Raw genomic sequence first — 18,835 nt, 5'->3', positions numbered from 1 at the left:
GCGCAGCGCTGCCGCTGGCAACGACTGCTGCGCACGACGCCCCCTACGGCCCGTCCTCCGGGCAGATTTGTGCAGCAGCGCACAGCCGTTGTCACTTTCCCGTCGTCTTGCTTGGTTAGCGTCATGGCTCCGTCGATCAGCCTCAGGAGCCCCCCATGCGCAATGAACACGAGCAAGACGTGCTATTCGGCAACGGCGACGAGCCGCTCAGCAACGCCTCCGCCAATCCCCATATCAACGAGTTGATCGAAGCCGGCCTGAGCCGCCGCCAGGTGGTCGCCGGCGGCGCCGCGCTCAGCGTCATGGGCTTTCTCGGCGTGGCCCTGCCCGGCAGTGCCGAGGCCGCCGGCAACCCGCTCAAGGACCTGCTCGAGCGCCTGGACAAGCGCGGCAGGCGCCTGCCGTTCAGCCCGGTGGCGGTGACCCGCGCCGACACCATCAGCGTGCCGCCCGGCTACAAGGCCACGCCCTTCATTCCCTGGGGCACGCCGATCCGCGGCAGCTTTCCGGCCTTTCTCGACAACGCCGGCAACAGCGCCGCCGACCAGGCCGACCAGGTCGGCATGCATCACGACGGCATGCACTTCTTCCCCATCGACGGCCAGCGCGGCGGCGGTCGTAACAGCGACCACGGTCTGCTGGTGCTCAACCACGAGTACATCGACGCGCCGCTGCTGCACCCCAACGGCCCGACGCTGGTGAATGGCAAGCGCAGCAGCGCCGACGAAGTGCGCAAGGAAATCAACGCCCATGGCGCCTCGGTGGTGGAAGTGCGCCGCGTGCGCGGCCAATGGGAGGTGCTGCCCAGCGCCCGCAACCGCCGCATCACCGGCGCCACGCCGATGCAGATCGCCGGCCCGGCGCGCGGCCACGCCCTGCTCCGGACCCGCTACAGCCCGGACGGCACCGTCACCCGCGGCACCCTGAACAACTGCGCCAACGGCTTCACGCCCTGGGGCACCTACCTGACCTGCGAGGAGAACTGGGCCGGCTACTTCGCCAGTGGCGACGCCGAGCGCCCGCGTGAACTGACCCGCTACGGCGTCGGCAGCGCTAGCCGCTACGGCTGGGACCACCTGGCCGGCGACGAATTCCAGCGCTTCAACGCCACCCGCCTGGCCGCCGATGCCACAGGCGACTACCGCAACGAGCCCAACCACTTCGGCTGGATCGTCGAGATCGACCCCTTCGCCCCGGAATCCACCCCGGTCAAGCGCACCGCGCTGGGTCGCTTCGCCCACGAGGGTCTGGTGTTCGCCCCGGTCAAACCGGGCCGGCCGGTGGTCTGCTATTCCGGCGACGACTCGCAGAACGAGTACATCTACAAGTTCGTCAGCCGCGGCAAGTACCTGCCGGGTCGCAGCGACGGCAGCCTGCTCGACGAGGGCACCCTCTACGTGGCGCGCTTCAAGGCCGACGGCAAGGGCGAATGGCTGGCGCTGGACATCCAGGACAAGGCCTTCCAGGCCGCCTGCCAGGCCGCCGGGGTGAGCTTCGCCGACCAGGGCGAGGTGCTGATCAATACCCGCCTGGCTGCCGACATCGTCGGTGCCACCAAGATGGATCGCCCGGAATGGGGCGCGGTCAACCCGCACAACGGCGAGGTTTACTTCACCCTCACCAACAACAGCTCGCGCACCGTCGCCGATGCCGCCAACCCGCGTCCGGCCAACGCTTACGGCCATATCATCCGCTGGCGCGAACTGAGCCGCGACTACGCCGGCCGCGCGTTCGCCTGGAGCCTGTTCCTGCTGGCCGGCCCGGAAGGCGACAGCCTGGATGTCAACGGCAAGCCGCTGAGCGCCGACAACCGCCTGGCCAGCCCGGACGGCCTGTGGTTCGACGACGATGGCCGGTTGTGGATCCAGACCGACATGAGCGGCAGCCAGCTGGCCAGCGGCCCGTTCGGCAACAACCAGATGCTGGTGGCCGACCCGCGTACCGGCGAGATGAAGCGCTTTTTGGTCGGCCCGGTGGGCTGCGAAGTCACGGGCATCGCCGCCACCCCGGACTTCCGCACCCTGTTCGTCAATATCCAGCACCCGGGTGAAGGCTCCACCCCCACCAACTTCCGCAGCACCTGGCCGGACGGCCCCGGCCGCCGCCCGCGCTCGGCCACCGTGATCGTCACCCGCGACGACGGCAAACCGCTGCTCTGAGCGCGCTGGCGATCCCCTCTCCCGCAACGGGAGAGGGAGCTCCCTCGCACCGGCACGGTACGGCACCAGCTTCTACGCTGAAGAAGCCGCTCGACTCGCCCGAAGAAGCGCGAGCGCCGGTGCCATCCATCACTACCGGGAGCCCCGCCATGCCATTGACCACCCTCAATTACAACGACAACGAACAGGAGCACCGCGGCTTTGCCGATACCCTGGGGCAGATGCAGGGGCTGATCGACAAGGGCAAGCTGGATCGCAACACCAGCCATGCCTACTACGGCGGTCATGAGCTGCGCGAGTGCGGCGTCAGCTGGAACGGTCATTTCCTCAAGCGCGACTGCCCCGGCAGCGGCAAGACCATGCACGGCCGCAGCCAGAACCGGGTCATCGTCAATATCGACCGCAACGGCCATCTGGTGGAGAACTGGGCGGTGGCCTGGCGCCATGACAACCGCCTGCTGCTGCTCGACGCCGGCTTCTTCAAGCGGGCCCAGCAGATGCGCGACTACATCAATTCGATGTGAACCATTCGGACGTCCCGCTCGAGGCCCGCAGCACCAGGCAAGGCAAGGTCCCCAACGAAACGGACATGGCCTCGGATTGGCGCAGCCTGTGCGAAGCGGGACGTCGGCTAGAGCGATGGAACATATCAATTGGAGATAGCTCCACCTCTTTTCATTATTTATCGCTATTTAGTAGCCACTAAGAGGGTTCTGACAGGGCCATTTACCCTCACTGCCGTGAAGGCGGGAGCCCAGGTAGTACAGAGCCCACCTGCGCGGGGATGGCGACTGTTGCAGTTTCGCCAACCTCAGCCTCCGACTCGCCAGTTGTGCTCATCCAATCGGATTCATGGCCTTTCCAGCCATAAGCTGCAGATGCCGCCCCTGCTGGATGTCCTGACGATATTGAAATTTATACCGGCGCAACCCGATAACTGCGCCTAGCATTTAAATCACTGGAGCTAGGCCAGTGGGTTCGGGATGGAGGCTTTTCCGGGGAATGGGAGAACTTCCGTCCACTGCAGCCGACGGTCAGCCCGGTCGATGGGCCGCATCGATCCAGCAGCACGCGGTCCGTCCTCTGTAGTGATTTCACTCGCGGGGGTACGGTGATGAACGAAACGCTCGCCCAGCACTGGGCGCTGGCAGTGTTCCTCGTGGCGGTGGGCGGCCTGTGCGCCTTCATGCTCGGCGTATCCAGCCTGCTCGGCGGCAAGGCCTGGGGGCGCAGCAAGGAGGAACCCTTCGAGTCCGGCATCGTGCCCACCGGCAGCGCGCGGCTGCGCTTCTCCGCCAAGTTCTACCTGGTGGCCATGCTCTTCGTGATCTTCGACGTCGAGGCGCTGTTCCTCTTCGCCTGGGCCATCGCCGTGCGCGAAAGCGGCTGGGCCGGGCTGATCGAGGCCGCCGTGTTCATCCTCATCCTGCTCGCCGGGCTGCTCTACCTGTGGCGCGTCGGCGCCCTGGACTGGGCCCCCGAGGCACGCCGCCGGCGCCTCGGCGCACGCAAACCCTGAGGTCATCGCGATGCAATACAAGCTCACCCGCATCGATCCCGACGCCCCCGGCAGCCGCTACCCCATGGGCGAGCGCGAGCTGGTCGACGACCCGCTGGCCGGCCAGGTGCACCGCAACGTCTTCATGGGCCGCCTCGAGCAGGTGCTGCACCAGACGGTCAACTGGGGCCGCAAGAATTCGCTGTGGCCCTACAACTTCGGCCTGTCGTGCTGCTACGTGGAGATGACCACCGCCTTCACCGCGCCGCACGACATCGCCCGCTTCGGTGCCGAGGTGATCCGCGCCTCGCCGCGCCAGGCCGATTTCATGGTGGTGGCCGGCACCTGCTTCATCAAGATGGCGCCGATCATCCAGCGTCTGTACGAACAGATGCTCGAACCCAAGTGGGTGATCTCCATGGGCTCGTGTGCCAATTCCGGCGGCATGTACGACATCTACTCGGTGGTCCAGGGCGTCGACAAGTTCCTCCCGGTGGACGTCTACGTGCCGGGTTGTCCGCCGCGCCCGGAGGCCTTCCTGCAGGGTCTGATGCTGCTGCAGCAGTCCATCGGCGAGGAACGCCGGCCGCTGTCCTGGGTGGTCGGCGATCAGGGCGTGTACCGCGCCGAGATGCCCTCGCAGCGCGAGAAAAATCGCGCCGAGCGTATCCAGGTCACCCAGTTGCGCAGCCCGGACGAGATCTGATGAGCACCAGCAGCGCCCGCCTCGCCCCCTCGCCCGCCGGCCACGACGACGTGGTCGCCGAGCTGCAGGCGCTGTTCGGCGCCGACGCCTTCGTGGTGCAGGCGACCCGCACCGGCATGCCGGTGCTCTGGCTCGGCCGCGAACGCCTGCCGGCGGTGCTGCGCGCGCTGCGCCAGCTGCCGCGCCCCTACCTGATGCTGTACGACCTGCACGCCATGGACGAGCGCCTGCGCACCAAGCGCGAAGGCCTGCCGGCGGCAGACTTCAGCGTGTTCTACCACCTGCTGTCGATCGAGCGAAACAGCGATGTACTGCTCAAGGTCGCCCTCGCCGAGGACGACCTCAGCCTGCCCAGCGCCACCGCCATCTGGCCCAACGCCAACTGGTACGAGCGCGAGGTGTGGGACATGTTCGGCATCCGCTTCGACGGCCACCCGCACCTGACCCGCCTGCTGATGCCACCGACCTGGCAGGGCCACCCGCTGCGCAAGGACTACCCGGCGCGCGCCACCGAGTTCGACCCCTTCAGCCTGGATGCGGCCAAGCAGGACCTGGAGCAGGAGGCGCTGCGCTTCAACCCCGAGGACTGGGGCATGCAGCGTCACGGCGCCCACGAGGACTTCATGTTCCTCAACCTCGGCCCCAACCACCCCTCGGCCCACGGCGCCTTCCGCATCATCCTGCAACTGGACGGCGAGGAGATCGTCGACTGCGTGCCGGAGATCGGCTACCACCACCGCGGCGCCGAGAAGATGGCCGAGCGGCAAAGCTGGCACAGCTTCATCCCCTATACGGATCGGATCGATTACCTCGGCGGGGTGATGAACAACCTGCCCTACGTGCTGGCGGTGGAGAAGCTGGCCGGCATCCGCGTGCCGGAGCGGGTCGAGGTGATCCGCGTGATGCTCGCCGAGTTCTTCCGCATCAACAGTCACCTGCTGTTTCTCGGCACCTACATCCAGGACGTCGGCGCCATGACCCCGGTGTTCTTCACCTTCAGCGACCGCCAGCGCGCCTACCAGGTGATCGAGGCCATCACCGGTTTCCGCATGCACCCGGCCTGGTACCGCATCGGCGGCGTCGCCCACGACCTGCCGCGCGGCTGGGACAAGCTGGTGCGCGAGTTCGTCGACTGGCTGCCCAAACGCCTGGACGAGTACCAGAAGGCCGCGCTGGACAACAGCATCCTGCGCGGACGCACCGTCGGCGTGGCTGCCTACAACACTCGCCAGGCCCTGGACTGGGGCGTCACCGGCTCGGGCCTGCGCGCCACCGGCCTGGACTTCGACCTGCGCAAGGCGCGCCCCTACTCCGGCTACGAGCGCTTCGACTTCGAGGTGCCGCTGACCGCCAACGGCGACGCCTTTGATCGCTGCATCATCCGCGTCGAGGAGATGCGCCAGAGCCTGCGCATCATCGAGCAGTGCCTGCACAACATGCCCGCCGGCCCCTACAAGGCCGACCACCCGCTGACCACGCCGCCGCCCAAGGAACGCACGCTGCAGCATATCGAGACGCTGATCACCCACTTCCTCCAGGTGTCCTGGGGCCCGGTGATGCCCGCCGGCGAGAGCCTGCAGATGATCGAGGCAACCAAGGGCATCAACAGCTATTACTTAACCAGCGACGGCAGCACCATGAGTTATCGCACGCGCATCCGCACCCCGAGCTTCGCCCATCTGCAGCAGATACCGGCGGTGATCAGGGGCAGCCTGGTGGCGGACCTGATCGCCTACCTGGGTAGTATCGATTTCGTTATGGCCGACGTGGATCGCTAATCACATGAGCCAGACTGACCTGATCCAGACCGACCGTTTCGTCCTCAGCGCCGCCGAGCAGGCGGCCATCGAGCACGAACGCGAGCACTACGAAGACCCGCGCGCGGCCTCGATCGAGGCGCTGAAGATCGTCCAGCAGCAGCGCGGCTGGGTGCCGGACGGCGCCATCGCCGCCATCGGCGAGCTGCTCGGCATTCCCGCCAGCGACGTCGAGGGCGTCGCCACCTTCTACAGCCAGATCTTCCGCCAGCCGGTCGGCCGCCACCTGATCCGCGTGTGCGACAGCATGACCTGCTACGTCGCCGGCCACGAAGCGCTGCTGGCCCACCTGGCCCGGCGCCACGGCCTGACGCCGGGCCAGACCAGCGGCGACGGCCGCTTCACCCTGCTGCCGGTGTGCTGCCTGGGCAACTGCGACAAGGCGCCGGCGCTGATGATCGACGAGCAGACCTTCGGCGAGGTCGCGGTGGAGCACCTCGATGCCCTGCTGGAGGCCTTTGAATGAGCCGCCTGCCCTCCTTCGCCCCGGCCAACCAGGTCGTGCGCCCGGCCGAGACCCATCCGCTGACCTGGCGCCTGCGCGACGACGGCGAGCCGGTTTGGCTGGAGGAATACCGCGCCAAGGGTGGCTATGTGGCGGCCCGCCGCGCGCTGCTGGAGCTGGCCCCGGCGGACATCGTCCAGCAGGTCAAGGATTCCGGACTCAAGGGTCGCGGCGGCGCCGGTTTTCCCACCGGGGTGAAATGGGGGCTGATGCCGGCCGACGAGGCGCTGAAGGTGCGCTACCTGCTGTGCAACGCCGACGAGATGGAGCCCAACACCTGGAAGGACCGCCTGCTGATGGAGCAGCTGCCGCACCTGCTGGTTGAGGGCATGCTGATCGCCGCGCGCGCGCTCAAGGCCGGGCGCGGCTACATCTTCCTGCGCGGCGAATACGTCGAGTGCGCCCAGCACCTGCGCCGCGCCATCGCCGAGGCACAAGCCGCCGGCCTGCTCGGGCGCAATATCCTGGGCAGCGGCTTCGACCTCGAACTCTTCGTGCATACCGGCGCCGGGCGCTACATCTGCGGCGAGGAAACCGCACTGATCAACTCGCTGGAGGGCCGCCGTGCCAACCCGCGGGCCAAGCCACCGTTCCCCGCCACCGTGGGCGTGTGGGGCAAGCCGACCTGCGTCAACAACGTCGAGACCCTGTGCAACGTGCCGGCGATCATCGAGCACGGCGTCGACTGGTACCGCGCCCTGGCCCGCCCCGGCAGCGAAGACATGGGCAGCAAGCTGCTGGGCTTCTCCGGCAAGGTCAAGCGTCCCGGCCTCTGGGAGCTGCCGTTCGGCATCGAGGCGCGCGAACTGTTCGAGGAGCACGCCGGCGGCATGCGCCCGGGCCATCGCCTCAAGTGCTGGCAGCCGGGCGGCGCCGGCACCGGTTTCCTCCTGCCCGAGCACCTGGATGCGCCGCTGCACGGCGCCGGCATCGCCAGGTACGGCACGCGCCTGGGCACCGGCCTGGCGCTGGCGGTGGACGACTCGGTGAGCATGGTCGGCCTGCTACGCAACATGGAGGAATTCTTCGCCCGCGAGTCCTGCGGCTTCTGCACCCCCTGCCGCGACGGCCTGCCGTGGAGCGTCAAGCTGTTGCGCGCGCTGGAACGCGGCGAAGGCCAGCCGGGCGATATCGAGACGCTGGAGCAGCTGTGCCGCTTCCTCGGCCCGGGCAAGACCTTCTGCGCCCATGCCCCGGGGGCGGTGGAGCCACTGGCCAGCGCCCTGCAGTATTTTCGCGACGAGTTCGAAGCGGGAATCGCGCAGCGCACACGGATGCAGGCGGAAGGCGTGGGCTAGACGAATCGACTCGCGGCGCGAACCGCTTCTACGGCAAGGCAGACGACGAGGCAGCAGCAGATGGCCACCATCCATATAGACGGCAAGGCATACGAGGTCGACGGGGCGGACAACCTGCTCCAGGCCTGCCTGTCGCTCGGCCTGGACATCCCCTACTTCTGCTGGCACCCGGCGCTCGGCAGTGTCGGCGCCTGCCGCCAGTGCGCGGTCAAGCAGTTCAACGACGAGAACGACCAGCGCGGCCGCCTGGTGATGGCCTGCATGACCCCGGCCGGCAGCGCGCCATGGATATCCATCGAAGACGAAGAAGCGCGCCAGTTCCGCGAGAGCGTGGTGGAGTGGCTGATGACCAACCACCCGCACGACTGCCCGGTGTGCGAGGAAGGTGGCCACTGCCACCTGCAGGACATGACCGTGATGACCGGCCACAGCCAGCGGCGCTACCGCTTCAGCAAACGCACCCACCTCAACCAGGACCTGGGCCCCTGCATCGGTCACGAGATGAACCGCTGCATCGCCTGCTACCGCTGCGTGCGCTACTACAAGGACTATGCCGGCGGCAGCGACCTGGGCGTGTACGGCGCCCACGCCAACCTCTACTTCGGCCGCGTCGAGGACGGCACCCTGGAGAGCGAGTTCTCCGGCAACCTCACCGAGGTCTGCCCGACCGGGGTATTCACCGACAAGACCCACTCGGCGCGCTACAACCGCAAATGGGACATGCAGTTCGCCCCGAGCATCTGCCACGGCTGCTCGCTGGGCTGCAACATCAGCCCCGGCGAGCGCTACGGCGAGATCCGCCGCATCGAGAACCGTTACCACGGCGCGATCAACCACTACTTCCTCTGCGACCGCGGCCGCTTCGGCTACGGCCACGTCAACCGCGCCGACCGCCCACGGCGGCCGCAGCTGGCCGACGGCACGCAGCTCGACCTGGACGCCGGACTGGACCGCGCCGCGGCGCTCCTGGCCGGCAAGCGGGTGATCGGCATCGGCTCGCCGCGCGCCAGCCTGGAGAGCAACTTCGCCCTGCGCCAGCTGGTCGGCGCGGACCACTTCTACAGCGGCATCGCCGCCGGCGAGCTGCACTGCCTGCACCTGGCCGTGCAGCTGCTGCAGCACGGCCCGCTGCCCAGCGCCACTCTGCGTGAGATGGAGGGCTGCGACGCCGCCCTGGTGCTCGGCGAGGACCTGACCCAGAGCGCCGCGCGCATGGCCCTGGCGCTGCGCCAGATGGTCAAGGGCAAGGCCGTGCAGCTGGCCGCGTCGCTGCAGGTGCAGCCCTGGCTCGACGCCGCGGTCAAGACCATCGGCCAGCAGGAGCGCTATCCGCTGCACAGCGCCACGCCGGACGCCACCCGCCTCGACGACGTGGCCCTGCCCTGGCACGGCGCGCCGGCCGACATCGCCCGCCTCGGCTTCGCCGTGGCCCACGCCCTGGATGCCGAGGCGCCGGCGGTGCCCGAACTGGACGAAGCCACTCGCCGCCATGCCGAGCGCATCGCCGCCGACCTGCTGGCCGCCGAACGGCCGCTGCTGATCGCCGGCACCTCGCTGGGCCAGCCGGCGCTGCTGCAGGCCGCCGCCAGCATCGCCAAGGCCCTGCACGAACACGGCAAGCACGCGCGCATCGGCCTGGTGCTGGGCGAGGCCAACAGCCTGGGCCTGGCCCTGCTCGGCGGCGACTCGGCCGACGCCGCCCTGCACGCGCTGATCGACGGCAAGGCCGAGGCCGCCGTGGTGCTGGAGAACGACCTGTACCGCCGCGCCAACCATGCCGTGGTCGAGGCCGCGCTGCAGGCGGTCGACAGCCTGCTGGTGCTCGATCACCAGCACGGCGCCACCGCCGCCTGCGCCGACCTGCTGCTGCCGGCCGCCAGCTTCGCCGAGGGCGACGGCACCCTGGTCAATCAGGAGGGCCGCGCCCAGCGCTTCTTCCAGGTGTTCGAGCCGAGCTACTACGATGCCGACTGCCTGATCCGCGAGGGCTGGCGCTGGCTGCACGCCCTGCACTGCACCCGCGACGGCCGCGCGGTGGACTGGACCCAGCTGGATCAGGTCACCGCCGCCTGCGCCCAGGCGATTCCGGCACTGGCCGGCATAGTCGAGGCGGCGCCGTCGGCGGCGTTTCGCATCAAGGGCCTCAAGCTGGCGCGCGAGCCGCACCGCTACAGCGGCCGCACCGCCATGCGCGCCAACCAGAGCGTGCACGAGCCGCGTGCGCCGCAGGACATCGACAGCGCCTTCGCCTTCTCCATGGAGGGCTACGCCGGCAGCGCCGAACCGCGCCAGCAGGTGGCCTTCGCCTGGGCGCCGGGCTGGAACTCGCCGCAGGCCTGGAACAAGTTCCAGGACGAAGTGGGCGGCCACCTGCGTGCCGGCGACCCCGGCGTGCGCCTGCTGGAACCTTCCGGCGCGCGCCTGGACTGGTGCCACGACATTCCGCCGGCCTTCGTCGCCGAACCCGGCTGCTGGCGGCTGGTGGCGCGCCAGCAGCTGTTCGGCAGCGAGGAAACCAGCGCCCTGGCCGCGCCGATCCAGGCGCGCATGGCGTCGCCCTGCGCCACCCTGGCGCGCGCCGACGGCCAGCGCCTGGGCCTGAGCGAGGGCGCGCGGGTGCGCCTGCAGATCGCCGGCGAGTCGTTCGAGCTGCCGCTGCAGCTGAGCGATCGGCTGGCCCCCGGCCTGCTCGCCCTGCCCCATGGCATCGCCGGGCTGCCGGCAGTGTTCGACGGCCTGCTGGCCGAGCGCATCGAAGAGGTGCGGCCATGAGCTGGCTCAGCCCCGAGCTGCTGGCGATCCTCACCGCCGTGCTCAAGGCACTGGTCATCCTGGTCGCCGTGGTGCTCTGCGGCGCCCTGCTCAGCTGGGTGGAGCGGCGCCTGCTGGGGCTCTGGCAGGATCGCTACGGACCCAACCGGGTCGGCCCGTTCGGCGCCTTCCAGCTCGGCGCGGACATGATCAAGATGTTCTTCAAGGAGGACTGGACGCCGCCGTTCGCCGACCGCCTGATCTTCACCCTGGCGCCCATAGTCGCCCTCAGCGCACTGCTGATCGCCTTCGCCGTGGTGCCCATCACCCCTACCTGGGGCATCGCCGACCTGAATATCGGCCTGCTGTTCTTCTTCGCCATGGCCGGCCTTGCGGTCTATGCCGTGCTGTTCGCCGGCTGGTCCAGCGCCAACAAGTTCGCCCTGCTCGGCAGCCTGCGCGCCTCGGCGCAGACGGTGTCCTACGAGGTGTTCATGGGCCTGGCGCTGATGGGCGTGGTGGCCCAGGCCGGCACCTTCAACCTGCGCGAAATCGTCGACTACCAGCACCAGCACCTGTGGTTCATCGTTCCGCAGTTCCTCGGCTTCTGCACCTTCTTCATCGCCGGCGTGGCGGTCACCCACCGTCATCCGTTCGACCAGCCGGAGGCCGAACAGGAACTGGCCGACGGCTACCACATCGAGTACGCCGGGATGAAATGGGGGATGTTCTTCGTCGGCGAGTACATCGGCATCGTGCTGGTCTCGGCGCTGCTGGTAACGCTGTTCTTCGGCGGCTGGCACGGCCCGCTGCTGCCGCCCTTCGTCTGGTTCGCGCTGAAGACGGCGTTCTTCATCATGCTGTTCATCCTACTGCGCGCGTCCATACCGCGGCCGCGCTACGACCAGGTGATGAACTTCAGCTGGCTGGTATGCCTGCCGCTGACCCTGCTCAACCTGCTGGTGACCGGCGCCCTGGTGCTGGTCGCGGCGGCTTAGGGAGGTTGCTATGTTCCGCGCCATCGGCCACATCCTGCACGGCACCTACACCCAGCTACGCAGCCTGGCGATGATCTTCGCCCACGCCTTTCGCAAGCGCGACACCCTGCAGTACCCGGAGGAGCCGGTGTACCTGCCGCCGCGCTACCGCGGGCGCATCGTGCTGACCCGCGACCCCGACGGCGAGGAGCGCTGCGTGGCCTGCAACCTCTGCGCGGTGGCCTGCCCGGTGGCCTGCATCTCGCTGCAGAAGGCCGAGAGCGCCGACGGCCGCTGGTACCCGGAGTTCTTTCGCATCAACTTCTCGCGCTGCATCTTCTGCGGCCTGTGCGAGGAGGCCTGCCCGACAACCGCGATCCAGCTCACCCCGGACTTCGAGATGTGCGAGTTCGACCGCCAGCAGCTGGTGTACGAGAAGGACGACCTGCTGATCGCCGGCACCGGCAAGTACCCGGACTACAACTTCTACCGGGTGGCCGGCCTGGCCATCGCCGGCAAACCCAAGGGCGCGGCGCTGAACGAGGCCGAGCCGGTCAATGTGAAGGGGTTGTTGCCATGACGAGAACATTCGCGTCGATAGGCTCCAGGCGGCTCCTCGGAGGGGTTACCACGCAGGATCCTGCCAACATTCAATTCATCAGGCGCGCGAAGTCCTCCGTCAGGAGGCCGAACGGAGGTATTGCGCAGGGGGACGAGCCGCAGGGACGCGGCGAGAGGCGTAATGGGCCAGGGATGGCCCATGTACGCCGGCCCCCGGAGCGATACCGGAGAGAGGGGAGTCGAGCGCAGCGAGACCCGGATGCAGGGGCGTGTTTCTTTTGCTTACTTTTCTTTGCACGAGCAAAGAAAAGTAAGGCGCCCGAGGGGGCGCAACCAGAACTACCGGCACACGCAAAAGCGGCGGCTGCCTTTGCACCTGAAGTGCTCCAAAAACATAGACCTGAGGGAAGCCACTGACCATGGCCATCGCCTTCTACCTCTCCGGCGCCATCGCCCTGCTCGCCACGTTGCGGGTGATCGGCCACCACAACCCGATCCACGCCCTGCTCTACCTGATCATCTCGCTGCTGGCCGTGGCCATGTGCTTCTTCGCCCTCGGCGCGCCCTTCGCCGGGGCGCTGGAGATCATCGTCTACGCCGGGGCGATCATGGTGCTGTTCGTCTTCGTGGTGATGATGCTCAACCTCGGTCCGGCGGTGATCGCCCAGGAGCGCAAGTGGCTGACCCCGGGCATCTGGATCGGCCCCGGCATCCTCGCCGCGCTGCTGCTGGCCTTGCTGCTGCATGCCCTGTGGCGGCTCGACGGCGGCCAGCCGCTGGGGCACACCACGGTGCCGCCCAAGGCGGTGGGCATCAGCCTGTTCGGCCCCTACCTGCTGGCGGTGGAACTGGCCTCGATGCTGCTGCTGGCGGCACTGGTCGCCGCCTTCCACCTCGGCCGCGCGGAGGCCAACCAGCCATGATCGACACGGTACCGCTGGAACACGGCCTGGCCCTGGCCGTACTGCTGTTCTGCCTGGGCCTGCTGGGCCTGCTGGTGCGGCGCAACATCCTGTTCATGCTGATGAGCCTGGAGGTGATGATGAACGCCGCCGCCCTCGCCTTCGTCGTCGCCGGCAGCCGCTGGGCGCAGGCCGACGGCCAGGTGATGTTCATCCTGGTGATCACCCTGGCCGCCGCCGAGGCGGCCATCGGCCTGGCCATCCTGCTGCAGCTGTATCGCCGCCACGACAGCCTCGACATCGACTCGGCCAGCGAGATGCGCGGATGAACCTGTTGCCCCTGACCCTGCTCCTGCCGCTGCTCGGCTTCCTCGCCCTGGCGTTCTCCCGCGGGCGCCTGAGCGAGAACCAGGCGGCGACCATCGGCGTCGGCTCGGTCGGCCTCGCCGCGCTGACCGCGCTCTGGGTCGGCTGGCAGTTCCTCAGCGCGCCGCCGGCCGGCGGCGTCCACGTCCAGCCGCTGTGGCAATGGCTGGAGGTGGACGGGTTCGCCCCGGCCATCGCCCTGCACCTGGACGGCCTGTCGCTGACCCTGCTCGGCGTGGTCAGCGGCGTCGGCTTTCTCATCCACCTGTTCGCCAGCTGGTACATGCGCGGCGAGGAAGGCTACGCGCGCTTCTTCGCCTACATGAACCTGTTCGTCGCCAGCATGTTGCTGCTGGTGCTCGGCGACAACCTGCTGGCACTGTACTTCGGCTGGGAAGGCGTGGGCCTGTGCAGCTACCTGCTGATCGGTTTCTACTACCGCAACCCGGCCAACGGCGCGGCGGCGCTGAAGGCCTTCATCGTCACCCGCATCGGCGACGTGTTCCTCGCCCTCGGCCTGTTCCTGCTCTACCACGCCCTCGGCACGCTGAACATCCGCGAGCTGCTGGAGCTGGCGCCGCAACGCTTCGCCAGCGGCGATGCGCTGCTGACCCTGGCCACCCTGCTGCTGCTCGGCGGCGCGGTGGGCAAGTCGGCGCAGCTGCCCCTGCAGACCTGGCTGGCCGACGCCATGGCCGGCCCGACCCCGGTGTCGGCGCTGATCCACGCCGCCACCATGGTCACCGCCGGGGTCTACCTGATCGCCCGCTGCCACGGCCTGTTCAGCCTGGCGCCGCTGAGCCTCGCCCTGGTCGGCGCGGTGGGCGCCATCACCCTGCTGCTGGCCGGCTGCGCGGCGCTGGTGCAGCGCGACATCAAGCGCATCCTGGCCTACTCGACCATGAGCCAGATCGGCTACATGTTCCTCGCCCTGGGCGTCGGCGCCTGGCAGGCGGCGATCTTCCACCTGATGACCCATGCCTTCTTCAAGGCCCTGCTGTTCCTCAGCGCCGGCGCGGTGATCAACGCCTGCCACCACGAGCAGGACATCTTCAGGATGGGCGGCCTGCGCCGGCGTCTGCCGCTGGTCTACGCCTGCTTCCTGGTCGGCGGCGGCGCCCTGGCCGCGCTGCCGCTGGTGACCGCCGGCTTCTATTCCAAGGACGAGATCCTCTGGCAGGCCCTGGCCGGCGGCGAGCGCCTGCTGCTGGCGGCTGGCCTGGTCGGCGCCCTGCTCACCTCGCTGTACACCTTCCGCCTGATCTTCATCGCCTTCCACGGCCAGGCGCAGATCGACGCCCACCCCGGCCAGGGCCTCGCCCACTGGCTGCCGCTGGGCCTGCTGCTGGTGCTGTCGACCTTCGTCGGCGGCCTGATCGTCCCGCCGCTGGCCGATGTGCTGCCGGCCGGTCCCGGCGCGGCCCACGGCGACGGCAGGCTGGGCCTGGAGCTGCTGTCCTCGGCGGTGGCGATCATCGGCGTGGCGCTGGCCGCCGGGCTGTTCCTCGGCCAGCGCCGGCACGTCGCGGCACTGGCCGCCAGCGCCCCGGGACGCCTGCTGGTGGCCTGGTGGGGCGCGGCCTGGGGCTTCGACTGGCTCTACCAGCGGCTGTTCGTGCTGCCCTACCTGTGGCTGTGCCGGCTGCTGGCCCGCGACCCCTGCGACCGCGGCCTCGGCCTGCTGCCGCGCCTGGCGCGGCTGGCGCACCTGCTGCTGAGCCTGAGCCAGACCGGCCGGCTGCGCTGGTACGCCGCCTCGCTGGCGGGCGGCGCGGTGCTGCTGCTGGGAGCCCTGGCATGGACTTAAGGGTCGGTTGCCGTTTCGTTCGTGAGCCGCGTTGCTGCGCCAAATGGCGCCAGGTTAGGCGCAGGACGCCGGTAATGGCCATTCCCTTGCCAAGTCCTGCAACAACAGCTGGCGCCATTTGCCGCGCAACCCTACGGGCCGGGCCGGTTTTTCCGCGGTGCGTTGTTACTCGACGGCTCATTTGGACGACCAAACTTCGCGTCTCGTGCCTAGCCCCGCGGAAAAACCGGCTCCGGCGCGGCCACGAACGAAACGGCAACCGACCCTAGCATGGAGGCGGCATGATCCTGCCCTGGCTGATCCTTATCCCCTTTATCGGCGGCCTGCTGTGCTGGCTGGGCGAGCAGCGCAGCCAGACCCTGCCGCGCTGGCTGGCGCTGCTGACCATGCTCCTGGTGCTGGCGCTGGGCCTGCTGCTCTGGGCCCAGGGCGACTTCCAGCTGGCGCCGATGCCGGGCCGCGATCCGGTCTGGGAGCTGGAATTCAAGCAGCCGTGGATTCCCCGCCTGGGCATCAACATCCACCTGGCGCTGGACGGCCTGTCGCTGCTGATGATCCTGCTCACCGGCCTGCTCGGGGTGCTCTCGGTACTCTGCTCCTGGCGCGAGATCCAGGCGCGGGTGGGTTTCTTCCACCTCAACCTGATGTGGATTCTCGGCGGGGTGATCGGCGTGTTCCTCGCCCTCGACCTGTTCCTGTTCTTCTTCTTCTGGGAAATGATGCTGGTGCCGATGTACTTCCTCATCGCCCTGTGGGGGCACAGCGCGGCGGACGGCAGCAGCTCGCGGATCAATGCGGCGACCAAGTTTTTCATCTACACCCAGGCCAGCGGCCTGATCATGCTGGTGGCCATCCTCGGCCTGGTGCTCAGCCACTTCAATGCCAGCGGCGTGCTCACCTTCGACTACGCCCTGCTGCTGCGCGCCGAGCTCGCGCCCGGCCTGGAATACCTGCTGATGCTGGGTTTCTTCGTCGCCTTCGCGGTCAAGCTGCCGGTGGTGCCGCTGCACTCCTGGCTGCCCGACGCCCATGCCCAGGCGCCGACCGCCGGTTCCGTGGACCTGGCCGGCATCCTGCTGAAGACCGCCGCCTACGGCCTGCTGCGCTTCGCCGTGCCGCTGTTTCCCAACGCCTCGGCCGAATTCGCCCCCATCGCCATGGGCCTCGGCCTGCTCGGCATCATCTACGGCGCGCTGCTGGCCTTCGCCCAGAGCGACATCAAGCGGCTGATCGCCTACACCAGCGTCTCGCACATGGGCTTTATCCTGATCGGCATCTACAGCGGCCACCCCCTGGCGCTGCAGGGCGTGGTGGTGCAGATGCTCGCCCACGGTCTGTCGGCGGCGGCGCTGTTCATCCTCTGCGGCCAGCTCTACGAGCGCCTGCACACCCGCGAGCTGGGGCAGATGGGCGGGCTGTGGAGTCGCATGCACTACCTGCCGGGGATCACCCTGTTCTTCGCCGCCGCCAGCCTGGGCATGCCCGGCACCGGCAACTTCGTCGGCGAATTCCTGATCCTGCTCGGCGCGTTCAAGGACTGGCCCTGGTTCACCGTCGTCGCCGCCAGCGGCCTGGTGCTGGCCTCGGTCTATGCCCTGATCATGATGCAGCGCGCCTTCTACGGGCCGGCTAAGAGCGAGGCGGCGCTGCAGGCGCTGGACGGCCGCGAGCTGGCCATGCTGCTCGGCCTGGTGGCGCTGTTGCTGTGGCTCGGGCTGTTCCCCCAGGCGGTGCTGGACACCTCGGCGGCCAGCATGCAGGGCGTGCAGCAGTGGCTGAGCGCGGCCTTCGCCCAACTGACGGTCGCGAGGTAGCCGGCCATGGATCTACGCCTCGAGCACTTCATCGCCCTACTGCCGCTGCTGGTCTGCGCCGCCACTGCCATCGCGGTGATGCTCGGCATCGCCTGGCGCCGCAGCCATCGGCAGAGCTTTCTGCTCAGCGTGATCGGCCTCAACCTGGCGCTGCTGGCCCTGCTGCCGGCGCTTCGGGTGATGCCGCTGGAGGTCACCCCGCTGCTGCGCATCGACAGCTTCGCCGCCTTCTACATGGCGCTGATCCTGGTGGCCACCCTGGCCTGCGTGACCCTGGCCCACGCCTACCTCGGCGAGGGCCGCGGCAAGGGCTACCCGGGCAACCGCGAGGAGCTCTACCTGCTGATGCTGCTCAGCGCCTGCGGCGGCCTGGTGCTGGTCAGCGCGCAGCACCTGGCCGGGCTGTTCATCGGTCTGGAGCTGCTCTCGGTACCGACCTACGCCCTGGTCGCCTACGCCTTCTTCAACCGCCGCTCGCTGGAGGCCGGGATCAAGTACATGATCCTCTCCGCCGCCGGCAGCGCCTTCCTGCTGCTGGGCATGGCCCTGCTCTACGCCGAATCCGGCAGCCTGGCCTTCGCCGCCATCGGCGCCAGCCTCGGCACCCCCGGCCTGCTGGCGCAGTCGGCGCTGGGCCTGATGCTGGTGGGCCTGGCCTTCAAGCTGTCGCTGGTGCCCTTCCACCTGTGGACGCCGGACGTCTACGAAGGCGCGCCGGCGCCGGTCGCCGCCTTCCTCGCCACTGCCAGCAAGGTGGCGGTGTTCGCCGCCCTGCTGCGCCTGTTCCAGCTGGCACCGGTGGCCGCCGCGCCGGCCCTGCACGAGCTGCTCGCGGCCCTGGCGGTGGCCTCGATCCTGGTGGGCAACCTGCTGGCGCTGCTGCAGAACAACCTCAAGCGCCTGCTCGGCTATAGCTCCATCGCCCACTTCGGCTACCTGCTGGTGGCCCTGGTGGCCAGCCGCGGCCTGGCCCTGGAAGCCGCCGCGGTGTACCTGGTGACCTACGTGCTGACCACCCTCGGCGCCTTCGGCGTGATCAGCCTGATGTCCACCCCCTACAGCGGTCGCGACGCCGACGCCCTGTACGAGTACCGCGGGCTGTTCTGGCGCCGCCCGTACCTGACCGCGGTGCTCACCGTGATGATGCTGTCGCTGGCCGGGATTCCGCTCACCGCCGGCTTCATCGGCAAGTTCTACCTGATCGCCGTGGGCGTCGAGGCGCGCCTGTGGTGGCTGCTCGGCGCCCTGGTGCTGGGCAGCGCCATCGGCCTGTTCTACTACCTGCGGGTGATGGTCACCCTCTACCTGCGCGAGCCCAATCTGCATCGCCACGACGCGCCCTTCGACTGGGGCCAGCGCGCCGGCGGCATGATGCTGTTGCTGGTGGCGCTGCTGGCGTTCGCCATCGGCGTCTATCCGCAGCCCCTGCTGGCCATGCTGCAGGGCGTCGCGCTCGGCTGACACCGGCAAGATTCCGCTAGGCCCGAGCGGGCGTATGGCGGTTTTCCGCCACCCGCTGTGCGCTGCGTCACGGGGCTTTTCCCGTGGTCACGGCGCTGGCGGAAAATCGCCACCCTGGCACAGCCCTTGCCATGCAAGCCACCAGCCTTGACCGCGAACCGGCGCTGCCGAGCTCCGCCGCCCGCGGCCAACGCCACCAACACCGGGCGCCCC

At 68.8% G+C, this 18,835-nt stretch carries 15 protein-coding genes; all 15 read left to right on the top strand.

The window, feature by feature from the left end:
* Nucleotides 1–155: 155 nt before the first annotated feature.
* Nucleotides 156–2,159, top strand: a complete 2,004-nt coding sequence (locus tag EA796_RS05245; RefSeq protein WP_122107807.1) for a PhoX family phosphatase — start codon at nt 156–158, stop codon at nt 2,157–2,159.
* 149 nt (nt 2,160–2,308) lie between these two features.
* Nucleotides 2,309–2,683, top strand: coding sequence for a hypothetical protein (locus tag EA796_RS05240; protein WP_021442958.1), 375 nt, complete (start codon nt 2,309–2,311; stop codon nt 2,681–2,683).
* A gap of 590 nt (nt 2,684–3,273) precedes the next feature.
* Nucleotides 3,274–3,678: an NADH-quinone oxidoreductase subunit A gene (locus EA796_RS05235; protein ID WP_021442957.1), complete on the top strand. Its 405-nt coding sequence runs from the start codon at nt 3,274–3,276 to the stop codon at nt 3,676–3,678.
* A gap of 10 nt (nt 3,679–3,688) precedes the next feature.
* Entirely contained in the window at nt 3,689–4,363 is a 675-nt protein-coding gene (locus EA796_RS05230) for an NADH-quinone oxidoreductase subunit B family protein (protein ID WP_021442956.1), read from the top strand.
* The gene (gene nuoC / locus EA796_RS05225) at nt 4,363–6,141 is read left to right on the top strand and encodes an NADH-quinone oxidoreductase subunit C/D (RefSeq protein WP_122107806.1); all 1,779 of its coding nucleotides are present in this window, start codon (nt 4,363–4,365) and stop codon (nt 6,139–6,141) included. The genes EA796_RS05230 and nuoC overlap by 1 nt, the downstream gene beginning before the upstream one ends.
* A 4-nt stretch (nt 6,142–6,145) precedes the next feature.
* On the top strand, nt 6,146–6,646 hold the full coding sequence (gene nuoE / locus EA796_RS05220) for an NADH-quinone oxidoreductase subunit NuoE (RefSeq protein ID WP_122107805.1): 501 nt from the start codon (nt 6,146–6,148) through the stop codon (nt 6,644–6,646).
* Nucleotides 6,643–7,983 carry an NADH-quinone oxidoreductase subunit NuoF gene (gene nuoF / locus EA796_RS05215; protein ID WP_122107804.1) on the top strand — a complete coding sequence of 447 codons (1,341 nt, stop codon included), beginning with the start codon at nt 6,643–6,645 and terminating at the stop codon, nt 7,981–7,983. The genes nuoE and nuoF overlap by 4 nt, the downstream gene beginning before the upstream one ends.
* A 60-nt stretch (nt 7,984–8,043) precedes the next feature.
* A complete protein-coding gene (gene nuoG / locus EA796_RS05210; RefSeq protein WP_122107803.1) occupies nt 8,044–10,755 on the top strand; it encodes an NADH-quinone oxidoreductase subunit NuoG in 2,712 nt (903 codons plus the stop codon).
* Nucleotides 10,752–11,732 (top strand): NADH-quinone oxidoreductase subunit NuoH, encoded by a 981-nt coding sequence (gene nuoH / locus EA796_RS05205; protein ID WP_122107802.1) that lies wholly within the window; start codon nt 10,752–10,754, stop codon nt 11,730–11,732. Before nuoG ends, nuoH begins: the two co-directional genes overlap by 4 nt.
* Before the next feature lie 10 nt (nt 11,733–11,742).
* The gene (gene nuoI, locus EA796_RS05200) at nt 11,743–12,291 is read left to right on the top strand and encodes an NADH-quinone oxidoreductase subunit NuoI (protein ID WP_122107801.1); all 549 of its coding nucleotides are present in this window, start codon (nt 11,743–11,745) and stop codon (nt 12,289–12,291) included.
* A gap of 400 nt (nt 12,292–12,691) precedes the next feature.
* On the top strand, nt 12,692–13,195 hold the full coding sequence (gene nuoJ, locus EA796_RS05195; protein ID WP_122107800.1) for an NADH-quinone oxidoreductase subunit J: 504 nt from the start codon (nt 12,692–12,694) through the stop codon (nt 13,193–13,195).
* Nucleotides 13,195–13,503 carry an NADH-quinone oxidoreductase subunit NuoK gene (nuoK, locus tag EA796_RS05190; RefSeq protein ID WP_122108003.1) on the top strand — a complete coding sequence of 103 codons (309 nt, stop codon included), beginning with the start codon at nt 13,195–13,197 and terminating at the stop codon, nt 13,501–13,503. Before nuoJ ends, nuoK begins: the two co-directional genes overlap by 1 nt.
* Nucleotides 13,500–15,347, top strand: a complete 1,848-nt coding sequence (gene nuoL / locus EA796_RS05185) for an NADH-quinone oxidoreductase subunit L (protein ID WP_122107799.1) — start codon at nt 13,500–13,502, stop codon at nt 15,345–15,347. Before nuoK ends, nuoL begins: the two co-directional genes overlap by 4 nt.
* A gap of 281 nt (nt 15,348–15,628) precedes the next feature.
* Nucleotides 15,629–17,161: an NADH-quinone oxidoreductase subunit M gene (gene nuoM / locus EA796_RS05180; protein ID WP_122107798.1), complete on the top strand. Its 1,533-nt coding sequence runs from the start codon at nt 15,629–15,631 to the stop codon at nt 17,159–17,161.
* A gap of 6 nt (nt 17,162–17,167) precedes the next feature.
* On the top strand, nt 17,168–18,622 hold the full coding sequence (nuoN, locus tag EA796_RS05175; protein WP_122107797.1) for an NADH-quinone oxidoreductase subunit NuoN: 1,455 nt from the start codon (nt 17,168–17,170) through the stop codon (nt 18,620–18,622).
* Nucleotides 18,623–18,835 lie beyond the last annotated feature (213 nt).

This window comes from Pseudomonas sp. AOB-7, assembly GCF_003696305.1.
GTDB lineage: Bacteria > Pseudomonadota > Gammaproteobacteria > Pseudomonadales > Pseudomonadaceae > Aquipseudomonas.
The sequence above is the reverse complement of the archived record's forward strand: the minus strand, read 5'-3'. Positions and strand labels throughout refer to the sequence as shown.